Consider the following 13867-nt stretch of genomic DNA (forward strand, 5'->3'; position numbering starts at 1 on the left):
CACTCCTTTTAAAATCACAACGGTTTTTTCTTTAATAACATTGTTTTATAATCAATAACCATCTGTGAAACTTCAATATTTTTGTACCGCAATTTTTTTAGACTTTTTACTACAGAAGAAATTACCGTAGGCTTAACATTACAGCCAAAAATAACTTCTTTGACAGCTGCTTGAGGAAAGTTTATAATGGATTTTCCAGTTTTAGATACAGCCCGTACCTCTCGTTCATAAGACCATCTTTCTGCTTTAAATGTAACCCAATAATAAAAGGCATTACCCGTAATCACCCTGCCATCTATTTTCTGCATTTTGTCAATATAATTTACAGGATACAGCACATACTCTTTGCACATTATATCTAATCCAAAACCGATACATATGCCGCGGTGTTTATCAGCATAATGTGACCACATTAGTACATCATCCGAAATTTCAGAAAAACAACTGACTTTAAAATCTTTCTTCTTTTCTTTTAGCACTTTGTGCTGCAAAGATCTATTTCCTATATTCTTGAAGTGTTCACGAGTTTTTTTTCTAGACAGACCTTTCTCTCTACCTATCTCAAGAATATATTTCTTTTCATCTTCTGCTGACACAACAAGATAAATCATCTTCTCATTACAATCAAATGGATCATTGAACTCGACAGGATCTGTAAACTTAAAAGTATTTTCTCCTAAAACATATTTAACTCCATCATCTATTCCAATATATTTATAAAGACAACTAAGTGAAATAACCTTTTCTAATCCAATTTCACCAAGATTTTTTATATCCGCATCAGTTAACATATTTTTTCATTTATTGAGGTTTCCTATCTTAAAGATGGTCAATGGCCCATTTTTTAATTGATATCGTTTCAACAAAGTAAAGATAAAGATTCCATTGGCTAAAGATATTTTTGTATTTTTAGAGAAATATAGTTTAACCTTTTACCCGGTGAAGTATTTTCTTATTTACAACCATTATAATACCTAAAAGTGGATATTAATTATAACTCCGTATACCAATCATAAATGAAAGATAAAAATAGCAAAGTAGTAAGTAATCAATATGTGAAAATAGTAACCTACTTAATTCCTGTAAGCATATTAATCATATTTCGCTATGCTATATATGAGATAATTGAAATTTTAATTGCAAAACCTGTCTTAAGCAGAATATCATCGGATATAGTTACAACCTCAACTGTAATAATTTTGCTTTTAATTGTTATTGCAAATTTCTGGGGGAATAAGGACCATCGTCTAATTATAAAATATGATTTTTGAAAATGACTACTGTGCTGGAATAAAAGTTTTCTACCGTATAAAATCGGATATGAGTGACGATTTTGATGAGATCACGCAAAATATATCTCGCCATTTCAAAAATAAAGTAAAAATGAGGAATAGAGTATTTAACAAAACAATGTGCTCTAAAATACCTAAATCAGAATAACAAATGAAATTATATATAATAGGAAACGGCTTTGATATTAGCCATGGCTTACCATGTAGGTATTCAGACTTCTATAAGTATCTCGAAGCAAATAGACCTGATGTCCTAGAAATAATGGGAAAATATTACTTCACAGGTCAAAATTCAGAACTATGGTCTGATTTTGAAAGGAGCTTAGAGGAAGATATCGACTATGAATCATTCTCTACAATTATTTCTGAAAATACACCTAATTTTTCATCAGATAATTTTAGAGATCGAGATTGGTATGATGCACAGCTAAATATGGAGCGTGCGAGCAAAGAATTATTAGACGGTATTCGTTCAGGGTTTGAAGAATGGATTGAATCCTTACAGACTTCTGAAGTAGGTAAAAAATATAACCTAGATAAGGAAGCATATTACCTGACGTTTAACTATACAGAGTTACTAAAAGAGGTATACCGAATTCCATTCTCCAATGTCCTTCATATTCATAACAAAGTTGGAGAAGAGTTGATATTTGGACATGGAAAAGATCTAACAGACTTCAATGTCAGAGAAGCATTGTATGGAGATAAGAACGCTTTTTTATCCTATGATGAAGATGGAAATATTAATTCAAGTGAAGCAGGACATGAAAAATTTTCAGAAGAAGCTGTTGAGACATTCTATAGTAACATGGCTAAAAATACTAGTGAAATTATAAAAGACAAATCAGATTTTTTCACAAAACTCACTGAGGTTGATGAAGTTATTATTTTAGGACACTCGTATAATGAGATCGACGTCCCTTACTTTGAAAAAGTAGCCGAATCAAGTAGTCAAAATGCAAAATGGACATTATCTTATTTCTCTAATGGTGATTGTCAAAAGGCAGAGAAGCTAATGAAGATTATCAACGTAAGACCTAAATCGTATCAACTACTGATTACTAGTGAATTAATCTTGGAAGATCCCCAGTTAAAGCTATTTGGTAATGATGATACTGCTTCAGACTTAGATCAGGCTATTTAGTATTATTTATCATACCTAATGAGGATCTGTGATGTCTAAATGAGCAAAAGTGTCTTGCGTCACAAAAGTGATGCAAGACACTTTAACTCGCTGTAATTCTTCACCTTTTCAAACTTTTAAAAACAAAAGACAATTATTTCTTTAGAAAACAACATCAGGTAATTGATCATGAAATTTCACCATAAAACCCATCAGAGACACTTCGATGAAGTCAAAGACTGGCTTCTAAAAGAACACAGGCCTGGAAGCAATAGTTTCCATAATGAGATTGATAATATTGAGCATTCATTCAACCTGAAAAAAATGTCCTGTTTGACATTTGAGAACAAAACAATAGGTTTTGCGACATGGCGACTGCAAGATAGGATTGCATATATCGATCTCTTTGAAATTAATCCTTTATTCAGAAATCGAAGCCTGGGTAGACAATTTTTTGAGAAACTAGCTTCATTATTTGTTAATTGTGGAATCTATGTAATTGAGTTGAAATTTATATCAGATGAATCAGAAGCGTTCTGGACAAAGGTAGGCTTTCGAAGATTTAAAGGCAATAACTTTCCATCTGTCACCCCGACTTCACTTTACAAAGTAATCGTCGAATCCCAACCATTAATCGGCGATGCAACTAGCGATTCCTGTATAGAAATATGGGATAATCATTATATATCTGCCGGTGAATCACCATTTACCACTTATGATTTAAATTTTGAAAATGGCTCTTCTGGAAAACTCGTTCTGCCTATAGTCACAACATGTCACTACGACTGGGTCATGAGATTCACTTTAGTTGGTACAACTTCTAGCACCTTAAAAATAAAACACTTTGACTCCACTAAGTATCACCCTAACTTCCTGATTGTTGAATCTTTATAATTCCCATAGCTCCCAAAGTCATATAAAATTATGAGTTCCATTTTATTATTAACTATATAATTGAATAAATCCCGTTATTTACTTTTATTTTGGCCATATCTTAATTTAAAATTGAAGCAAACACCACTTACTAAAAAGATCTTTGCCTAACCCTTTTAGCGTTAGGGAAAATTTCTTTCACTTCTGCAACTGAATCTTCATTAAGACCTTGTAGCATATGTTCCATCATTCCAAAAATAGTTTTAAAATAATATTCTGGCGAATCTTTAATCAACTCTATCTGATTTACTTCATTATTCACAGTAGCATGACATGAACCTTGACTATTAAAATGATCAGATTGTGTTACAAATTGTTTTAATTGAAATGGTAATGTCTGTGTTGAATAAAAGAGATCTATTAAATATTGGCATAAACCCGAGTCTTGTTGAGTAGATTTTACAGGAACTACAACATTGTACAGGTGAGCATTATGTTTAAATAAAGGATTAATATTTGTAGAAGAATATTTTATACCATCGACATTTGTATCCTTTTTTATCCATTGCATCAAAAGTTGTGGTATAATATACTCTGGTTTAAATGGATCTGAAAAATGTTGCACTTTTATTGAACATGCTGCTATTAACGGCCAAATCATCACTTTATTCATCAATTCATTGACATTAATCCTTAGATGGTCCACATTACGACAAGAATTATCTCTATAAATATCAGTCGTTAAGTCCATTAAACATAAGTCTCTTTGATTTTTTAACCTAGTAGCCTGTATTTGATTGTAATCAGGACGTTTTAATTCCTCCCATGCAACATAGATTGAATTTGCAAGGTATAAAGATGGTAATCCTGGTAAACTGAATCTTTGGGTACTAACTATATTCCGTTTTTCAAAAGGGATATGAAACATTTCTTTCTTTAAAAATGGAAAACTCCCTTGTCTTGTTCTGATTCTATACAAATTGGAGTTCTGACTGAGATTATTATTCATGTTCAGATACTGGTCAATTTTACAATCTTTTAGGGTATCCTCTAAGAGCATTAAAGCTTCACTAGGTTTTCCATCATAATATGCCCATATGGTTTTTATAATTCCATTTCTGAGGATTTTATTTTGCTTTTTAAACTCTTGAAGATTAAAATTTTCTATGTCTTCTATATCTTCCTGGTTAAGGGCATTGACAACTTTCCCAAAAATGTCTATTTTCTGTTTGACTAACTTTATAAATGAACCTTCGTATTTTATAGGCACATTTGTAATCTCATTTTTAATAATTTCTAAAAAAGTCATAAATTTTCAATAGTATGGCTAACGTGGCCACTCCATCTCAATATTTTGAAAATATAAGAAAGACCACAAATAAATTTTGAATATAATAATTATTTTATTGATTATATAATAACAGTCAACCTATTGCTATGTATTTAAAGACATTTACTATGTAGGCTAGCTCCGTTTCATCAACTCAGAAATCGCATCACTTATCAAGTAGAACTAGAGCTCAAAAACACCAGTAGCAATATCACGCAATGATAAGTAATCATATTATGCTTAGTATATGGGAAACCGTAAGGGAAGTGGAAAAAGGATTTATCTATTCATAAAAGGAGATGTTCCAAAAACTATGAGTTTAGATGTGCCAGATTCGTAATTCCTTAATTAGGCAAATAATGACACTCTGAAATGGATTACATTCATTAGATTACCTTTTACAGCATTATGATCGTAAATACAAAGAATTAAAGTGAAGCAAGTTGAAAATAAATACAGAGAATAGTGATGTAAATACAAAGAATTAGAAACTCAACAAAATAGTTGTGTAAACTTCATTTTCTCTCAATAATAAGTAATCGTTCTACACTTAGATTACGGGAAACAGTAAGGTAGGTGAAAGTGAATTTAAAAATTGATTAAAGACATTTCTTTATTAATTTCGTTTGACGTAAATTGCTAATAACTATAAGCCTTATTAAATTATATTTATTAAAAAACAGTTTTATGCGAAGAATACAATTTTTTTCAACTCGTGATTTTGCGTCTGGACATTATCTAAAGGAGCTAGAGAACCGTTTTACTGAAATAGATAAAAAAGAAAGTTTAGATATTAATGACCACATAGAGCTTTATAATGCCAAATTATACCTTGACCACGAAATGTATTTGAATACATGGGATGAAAAAAAGAGAAAAGAAATAAAGGATAAAGCTGAAAATGACTGGAACAATGTTAAAAAAGCATTCTTGACCACTGTAAATTCAGAATCACTATTTAATTTATTCGAACAATTAGACTTTCATTACCGAAATCACTTCTGGGAAATTATTGACCAATTAAAAGTATATAAGGCCATTTCTAATGATGCATTATTAAAGGTTTTAGAATCCAAACCTAAAGAAATAAAAAACATTTTAAAACAGCCTCGAATTGTTACTGCTTTTTCAACTACCATTCGGGACTTCTTATTAACTCATCCGGACTGTGCTGAATTACTTCTAGAGACAGAACAATCAGAAGATAAAAATCAAAAGCTTAATTTTCCAAAATCTTTGACACATGGAGATAAGGAAAAAATAATTTGTGACTATTTAGATCTTGAGAAACCAAACCTCAACTTTGTTTCGTTAATTGAATTTGCCAAGGATTCTCCTGAACTCAAACTATCCAATAAAACCAGATTAAAGGCCAAAAGAACACATAATAAATTATCGGAATTGTTCTTTAACAGTAACTTGGCAACAACTCAAGTTTATGGCATTGATATTAGCACAGTCGAAGAGCAAGAAAAAGAGGTACTATATCGGTATGAAGATAATATATTAAAGATCTCATACAATTATAGTTTTTTAAAATCACTACTTGATGCTGAAGATCTTGCCATGTTATTTCATGATTTATTCCATTTTACAGATGAACAAGGACTATTCACCTTAATCAGTAAAGAAAGTGAATCAAGCACACTAGAATCTATATTCATGCGATCACAAAATGAATATCACATCAGTATGGCTTTCCGTCGTAAAGATATGCTTTCACTTTATCAAATATTCTTATTACAAACACTACTCGAAAAAGAACAACGCAGTTTTTCAAAGATCATTGACAAACATCTATCTAAGTTGTCAGCTGTAGATCATGAATTAAAAAAACTGTACTTTAACTTACCTTCTGAAAACCTGAAGGACGAAGAAAAAATTAGGATCATCGCTCCTTCTCTTGAATCATTACTCAGCCAATATCAATTATATGTTAATGATGGTGAAATAGATTTTGAGCTTTTGAGTATATCATCCAAACCTATTAGTTTTTCTGGCTTGAACAGCAATGTACCAACCAAATATATCTATCCAAATTTAGATACCGAAATAGGAAATTTGTTCCACTTGTTCTTCTCCGATCAAAGTATGCTCCATTATATCGAGCCATATGAAGATAAATATGACAATTTCTATTTGCTACTAGCAAATGAAAATAATATTCCATTTGAGAGTTTCGAAGAATATATGAAACCACAAATAAATAAGTTGATTGAGGAAGGACATTTATATATCGATAATCATAACTTCCTTAGAATCAAAAATGAAATTAAATTATTTGTATACTATAAACTTCATGAAAATGGGGTGATAAACTATTGGCACTTCCCTCCTCAATTTCGAAAAGAGTTGGATATCCTGGTTCATGAAGGATTGTGTTATACTGAAAGTACTTTGTTTACAAAGAGTGAGGTCACTTATTTAAATTACTACCTAAACAAAAAGGAATTTACAAATGGACCGGACTTAAGAAATAAATACCTCCACGGTGCAAACATACCGAATGACGAATCAAGTAATATGGATTATTTAGCATACTTAAGAATTGTAATCCTCTGTCTCCTTAAGATAGAAGATGATCTGATATTGATTGAGGAGGCAAAAGACACAATCTAACAAAGTATTATTACTACATTTAGAATAATCTTATGCAATTTTAAATCTATATTTACACGACTTTACATAAGATTTAAGAAAACGATAGAAGAAATGTTCTTTTAATCAGCAGGCAATTAACCGCAAGGTCTCAAACATTTAGAGGAAATAAAGAACATATACAGTCTTCCCAGTTCAAATTTTATTGCAAGCAATTAGTTACCAATACTTTTCCGACAAACCACTTTATGATTTATTGTTTTTAACAAAAACTTAACCTATCTTAGTTTAGCTGTTTTAAAAACTGAAAAGAAAAAAAATTAACAAATTAAAATGCCAAGAATTCTTATAACAGGTAATGGGTTTGACCTAAGTTTTGGTCTTCCTACAGGGTATTCAGAGTTTATTAGGATATGTAATAAACTCATAAGCTTAACAGAGTTTCAATGGTCCATGATAAAGGATGATATCAAAATTCTAAAAGAGTCAAGCAATTTACCTTCTACCAATTTTCCAGATTTTGAAGAATTTCAAAATAAAATTAAAGGAAACACCTGGTATAAGTATTTATCACGGGAATATTCAATTGAGACTTGGATAGATTTTGAAAAACATATAGAAAAAGCGCTAACAGTTTTACATTTAAACTTGGAGGAAATTAGACTAAACACTTTTTTAAAAAGTGGTAGGATTAATAAAGATACTAATTTAAGGTATCAAAAAAATTTGCAAATCATAGATTATGTCAGTTATTTAACACTTCTTGATTTTAAAATTATCCATCTATCTAATCCAACTTCAACCTTTACATGGATAAACCCTACATACTTTAAATTAATTGACGACTATTATGTAGATTTTGAAAGCAATAAATTATTTGATATCGTTCTAAAAGAATTGAATATTTTCCGTGATATTTTTAGTGAATACTTGCAGACAATAGTACTTCCTCTATATGATTTAATAGGGTTTGATAATAAAAAAGTGCTATTACAAAGAATCGATCATCACTTTACCTTTAATTATACACCAAGTTTTTCGAAGTTAGTTTCTTCCAAAATACCAACCACATTTCTTCATGGAGATTTAAAAAGCAATAATATTGTTTTGGGAATAAATGACTGGGGAAACGTTGATAAAGATGCTCCAAACTTTATTCCTTTCACAAAATATTTTCAAAAGTTAAATTTCAATATTGATTTAAAATTTGTACGTGAAGTTAATAGTGAAGATGACCTCTATCAATTCTTTTTCTGGGGCCACTCACTTGATAAATCCGATGCATTATATATAAACGAAGTTTTTGATATGGTGGGGGAAACTAGAGATAATAAATTCCAAAGGTAGAATTATTATCATTTATCACAGTATAACTTCTAAATTTAATATCATTAAAAATCTAATTGAAATTAGGGGCAATAATGATATAATGAAAAAAAGTAGATCAGGAAATCTAATCTTCCTACAAAGTGAGAGTACAGAGATAGAAAAAGAACTTTCAGCCAGAATACAATATAAACACGAAGTTGGAGATATTTATTTTTCATAAACATATTTAACTCACATTTCAATAGCAATCAAACACAATCTATAAGCATATCACTTAAGACGTAACAGACATACTATATTTCAAAAGTATACTGAAAACCCTATCACAATGAACTACAGATTTGCAAGAACATAAATAGATAAATGAGGTATCCCATCTATAGCTCATGGAAGGATGAAAAGTACAAATAACAATTTTAAAGTTATAGAATTAATAGCTTTAAAATTAAAAAAACAATACTTGTATTATGCATAATAATTTGAATAATTTAGAATTACATTACTTCTTAGAGGATAATAGCCATTCGATGGATGCTGTTATAAAGAATAGATCTGAAGCAGAATTATACAAACTAATCTTTGAAATTTCACATCTTATTGAAATAGACATCAAAGTTGAAATTGAAGCTTTAAAACAAGGCGGCATAAAAGATGTGTTTAAATTCTTCTCGAAGAAAAAAAACAAAAGGTATGTCATATATTTGGGCGCAATTATATCCGGTGTGCTGATAAATGTGTTATCCAGTCATATTTCGGAAGATAAAGAACTGACTGAACTTACTAAGGAAGAAAAGAAACTAAACATCAAATTATTAACAAAGCAATTAGAGAACGAATCTATTCCTCAAAAGGAAGAAAATCAAATTGTTGAGAACTTAATTATACTTATAAATGATACTCAAAAAATAAAATTTTTTAAATCGAGATTTTATCAACAAATTATTAAAGAACCTAAATTATACCAAATATCTGCAGTTGAATTATATCAAGATTATTCATTGGCATCTGAAGAGAAAGTGATAGACAGAAACATGTTTGAACTTCAAATTTTAGAAAACAATGATTTTGAACCGATAAGCATTGAAGATGCTTATATTCAAATCATTTCTCCAGTATTAAACAATAATAATATAAAATGGAAGGGAGTTTACAATAATAAACCAATAAGTTTCACTTTACTAGATAATGAATTTAAAAATGAAGTATTAAATAAGGAACATAGCTTTTCCAATGGTACAAGTATAAAGTGTAGGTTAGAAATAATAAAAATATTAGATGATTTAGGGACAGAAGTTATTAAAGATGCTAGAGTTTTTGATGTATTAGAAATCTTTAATGATCATCAAACTAAAATGACAAAAAAAGCTAAAATCCTAAAAATACAAAAACATCAACTAAAGCTAGATCTCTAATGAAAATAATAAAATTTTGCACAGTCAATAATAACTTCTGGAATAACATTAAAAATAGCGAATTATACTTCAATAATCTAAAAGAGTTTAATGATCCTTTTGAAGGAATTTTTCGTTTTAAACTCTGGAATAATAGCGATAAAATAAAATTATTTTATTTAGAACACTTCCATGGAAATCCAAAAAAAATTGATTACATGTTAGAGCATCCAAATGAGCTTGAAAACTTAATAAACCAAACGTTCGAACATAGATTTATCAATAATGGAATAACCTGTTTTTCAGATTATAAGAATTTAGAAAGTATTTTGATGTGGTCACATTACTCATCGCAACACACAGGTGTATGTATGTCATTTGATACTAAAAAATTATCGTTCCTACCGGGAAATGAATTATATGAGACTAATTTAAAAAATGGAAAATTAATATCAGCCCCGAATGGACCACATAAAATTAATTACACAAAAGAATACTTAGATAGCGACCCACTTAGTGGCAATCTGAATCAGAATACTTTTTTAACCACTAAATTTGATGTTTGGAAATATGAAAATGAATATAGATATATCGCACCTATAAAAGGTTTATTTAGCTATAATCCAGAATCAATTACAGAAGTAATATTCGGACTAAGAACTCCAAATAATACTAAAGTAGGTGTTAAGAACATTTTTGATGAACTAGGTTTAGATATTCATTATAAAAAAATTGAAATGGAGCAAAACAAATTTAGTTTTATAGTATCGGAGGAATCTTTTTAAAAACATCCAATGGTATATCATAAACTTACATTTAAAAAGAAAATTACAAGAATAATTCATCCTATAAGAACTCCATTTTGCAATTATTAGGATAAATCACACTTTTCTGCCTATTTTATTATAAGTGAGAATGTTTATGTTTTTAATTGATGTATGTCTATTGTAAAGATTACAGTCAAAATTTCTCCTTCATAACTTGCAGTTAAATTCACAATTGAGAGCTGTTCGTCCAGCTGGAAAAACCCAATGAAAGATTATGAAGCAAATTTTCGGAGCATATACTGTCCTTCTATAACTGTTTCATACCTGTAGCTATCAAACATGGTTACAATACCTTCTTAAATATCCCAATCACTTTCAAGTCTAAAAGTTCTTCATCTCGGAGTACAATAGGTTGATAGGATGCATCGGTAGATTTAGGCAAAAGTGTGATTTCTTGATGCTCCCACCCCTCTTCACTGATAGTTTTCTTGCTACTATATTCTTTAATTGTATAGTTAGCACCAAAATCCCGGTCTTCGAAACTGCTCGATTCGACTAAGCAGATCAGACCATTGCGGGAGCCTCCTTGATAACGCTCGAATATACAAATAGAGCCGTTGGGTATGATCTTATTCATAGACTCTCCTACTACGGTGCAGGCAAAGTATCGTTCTGGATCATAGGCACCTGCTGCCTCTACATATCGGGCTTTTCCTTGTTGTTGTACGTCCGAAAAACTACCTGCTGCGATGCTTAGATCATAATAAGGTATGCTTTGTTCGGATGGTACATCGGTAATCAGCATTTCAGCTTTGGGCTCCTGACCGAGTACTTGATGAGCTTTGATATATTGGGCAAGGTAGGCGCGTAGATTTTCATTGCAGGCGTATATATAGCTACCCTGAATACCGCGAAACAGAATGGTACGGTAGATATTGAGAATGTAGTTTTTAAGTACGGCTGGATCAGTGATGGAGTTTTTACCGTTCTTATCCCGGTATCTATCCTTGTACACGACAAAGCACTGGTTTTGGAAATCATAATCCAACTCGGGCCCGATAATCAGGCCGGTATAGTTGAGGTCGTAGCCTTGGGTGGTATGTATACAACCGACTTCATGGATAGCATGGGTAGAGTTTACCCAATCTACGTCGGTACTATTCCAACGTAACTGTGTGTCGCCAATAACGATATCGTACAGCGATCTATCTTTCTTGGATATCCAATCCCAGGCGAATCCTGCTACCATGCGGCACAGGCCTTCTGAATCATTCTTACGCTTGATCTGCTTGACCATTGCATCTAGATCATCGAAGAGCTGAAAATCGTAATGTACGCTATCAAATGGTTGGGGCAATAGTGTCGTATTATCGGAGAAAAGTTGATGTACGAATTCCATATAATGTGCGCCTCCTTTTACTCTAAACTGTGAGCGCAGGCGTTCAATACGGGTGCTTTCCAATGCCTGCAAATCAAGAAAACATTGCTTGTCGGCATCGGACGGTTTGACGGATTGGAACTCGTCATAGAAGATAATGGATTTATCGGACTGCAGTTGTACCCAATCCAGCTCGGAACAGTTGAGTTCGTCTAATCCCAATTGCTGGGAAACTTTACGGAATGTACCATAGTAGGCGGCTAGATTTTTCCACTGACGTAAGCGATGTCCTTCATCTACAATCAATAAATCATACTTCTTCTTGGCTACTTCGGCTGGTCCGATGACCATCTTTGGGGACAATCCCTTAATGTTTTTGAAGACCTTACTGATGGTCTTACGAAAGGATTGCATAGGGATGACGAGTGCCATTTCTAAATCTCCATATTTTTGACGTACATCTTCCACCAGTTGAAATAGTTCCTCATCGGACTCATCAAAATCAGCTTTATTGAAATCCTGTAAATCGGTTTTCAATAATTTGAAAAGAAATATGGCCAAGATAGATTTACCTGTTCCTGCTCCCCCATGTATCAAACTTACTCGTGCACGATCATCGAGCAAACATCGGAGGATGGTCTTCAATCCATTGGTCTGTTCTCGAGATAAGCTTTTGTAAGGTGAATACTTGAAAAGGTCTGAGTTATCGATATGCTCGAGTGAATGCCGAGCGATACCCATTGCCCTCAACTCGGTCCAAATATCACGAAATAGTTCCCAATACACTTCTTTCTGCTGATAGAACTTATGGTTGGATATTCCGAGATTACCATTTTGCAGATCAAACTGCCCATCAGCGGCGATATAGCGTATCAAATTAGACTCAATATCTAAGGTGGCAGACTTATTGAACAGCTCACTCCGGATAAGGGATACGGAATGTAACTGCTGTTTTCTGACTGTCTTAAGGTGTGCTTTCATACGGGTGACCATATCGGTGGTTTCACCTACATAAGCCTCCTTTTTGTCCTGAAGAAAGTATACAATAGGCCACGACAGGTAATCGCGCTGTTGTTGCAGTAAGGTAAGCTCCAACTGCGAATCGAATGGGTATGGAATTATCTGGAAAGGTTTGGCCATTATAATTCGTTGTATTTCTTTGCCGTACCTTTTGCTTTCTCTACCGGATATTTCTCGTTATTGAGTTTCATCTTTTCGGCAACAATCTGCTTAACATCAAGACCATGTTTATCTGCCAATAATAGCGCGTACATCAACACGTCTGCAAGTTCATGCTTCAATTTATCGGGATTCGCGTCTTCATTACCTTTCCAAAGGAATAGCTCAAGAAGCTCGGATGCTTCTATACTCAACGCCAAAGCTAAATCTTTGGAATTGTGAAACTGTTCCCAATCGCGTGCGTCTCGGAATGCTCTGATCTGTGTAATTAACTCTTGAATATCGGACATGGTAATTATGTTAAAGCAAAACTGGTCTTTCTACAAATATCCGAATTATTGTTTACTAATAAAAGGAAGCTTATTGGTTGTAAATCGAAAAAATGGAATGGTTCAATTTAAGGACTATTTTAGACAGATTGATCCAATTGTTTACTAAATGCTATTGATGAATACACAAATCCTTATTTAACCCATATGTATTTAATTTCTCTTTTCTGGGAAATTTATTTTACTTATCTTGTAAATGATTACTGAAATATTATATGTCAAGCAAAATGCATAAATCTGAAGTTATGTAGCATAATATATAAAATACTCGTTTTAAT

Annotated in this window: 10 protein-coding genes; 6 read left to right on the top strand and 4 right to left on the bottom strand. The window is 31.9% G+C overall.

The window, feature by feature from the left end; genetic code table 11:
• Positions 1-14: 14 nt before the first annotated feature.
• Complete coding sequence (locus ACFX5U_RS12520; protein ID WP_400260900.1) at positions 15-791, bottom strand: DUF2971 domain-containing protein; 777 nt, start codon at positions 789-791, stop codon at positions 15-17.
• Positions 792-1443: 652 nt separating this feature from the next.
• Here ACFX5U_RS12520 and ACFX5U_RS12525 point away from each other — a divergent pair.
• The gene (locus ACFX5U_RS12525; RefSeq protein ID WP_400260901.1) at positions 1444-2436 is read left to right on the top strand and encodes a bacteriophage abortive infection AbiH family protein; all 993 of its coding nucleotides are present in this window, start codon (positions 1444-1446) and stop codon (positions 2434-2436) included.
• A gap of 168 nt (positions 2437-2604) precedes the next feature.
• The gene (locus tag ACFX5U_RS12530; RefSeq protein WP_400260902.1) at positions 2605-3309 is read left to right on the top strand and encodes a GNAT family N-acetyltransferase; all 705 of its coding nucleotides are present in this window, start codon (positions 2605-2607) and stop codon (positions 3307-3309) included.
• A gap of 130 nt (positions 3310-3439) precedes the next feature.
• On the opposite strand, the gene ACFX5U_RS12535 is transcribed toward ACFX5U_RS12530, so the two are convergent.
• A complete protein-coding gene (locus ACFX5U_RS12535; protein WP_400260903.1) occupies positions 3440-4597 on the bottom strand; it encodes a hypothetical protein in 1158 nt (385 codons plus the stop codon).
• Between the two features lie 708 nt (positions 4598-5305).
• Between ACFX5U_RS12535 and ACFX5U_RS12540 the strand changes: the two genes are divergently transcribed.
• The 4 genes from ACFX5U_RS12540 to ACFX5U_RS12555 all read left to right on the top strand — a co-directional run bounded on the left by ACFX5U_RS12540 (position 5306) and on the right by ACFX5U_RS12555 (position 10721).
• Positions 5306-7237 carry a hypothetical protein gene (locus ACFX5U_RS12540; protein ID WP_400260904.1) on the top strand — a complete coding sequence of 644 codons (1932 nt, stop codon included), beginning with the start codon at positions 5306-5308 and terminating at the stop codon, positions 7235-7237.
• A gap of 312 nt (positions 7238-7549) precedes the next feature.
• On the top strand, positions 7550-8563 hold the full coding sequence (locus tag ACFX5U_RS12545; RefSeq protein WP_400260905.1) for an AbiH family protein: 1014 nt from the start codon (positions 7550-7552) through the stop codon (positions 8561-8563).
• A gap of 461 nt (positions 8564-9024) precedes the next feature.
• Positions 9025-9957, top strand: a complete 933-nt coding sequence (locus ACFX5U_RS12550) for a hypothetical protein (protein WP_400260906.1) — start codon at positions 9025-9027, stop codon at positions 9955-9957.
• Complete coding sequence (locus ACFX5U_RS12555) at positions 9957-10721, top strand: DUF2971 domain-containing protein (RefSeq protein ID WP_400260907.1); 765 nt, start codon at positions 9957-9959, stop codon at positions 10719-10721. The genes ACFX5U_RS12550 and ACFX5U_RS12555 overlap by 1 nt, the downstream gene beginning before the upstream one ends.
• Positions 10722-11046: 325 nt before the next feature.
• On the opposite strand, the gene ACFX5U_RS12560 is transcribed toward ACFX5U_RS12555, so the two are convergent.
• Together ACFX5U_RS12560 and ACFX5U_RS12565 are read right to left on the bottom strand one after the other, a co-directional pair.
• Positions 11047-13221, bottom strand: coding sequence for a DNA/RNA helicase domain-containing protein (locus ACFX5U_RS12560; RefSeq protein WP_400260908.1), 2175 nt, complete (start codon positions 13219-13221; stop codon positions 11047-11049).
• Positions 13221-13550, bottom strand: coding sequence for a nucleotide pyrophosphohydrolase (locus tag ACFX5U_RS12565; protein WP_400260909.1), 330 nt, complete (start codon positions 13548-13550; stop codon positions 13221-13223). Before ACFX5U_RS12565 ends, ACFX5U_RS12560 begins: the two co-directional genes overlap by 1 nt.
• Positions 13551-13867 lie beyond the last annotated feature (317 nt).

Source organism: Sphingobacterium sp. SG20118 (assembly GCF_044740685.1).
GTDB lineage: Bacteria > Bacteroidota > Bacteroidia > Sphingobacteriales > Sphingobacteriaceae > Sphingobacterium.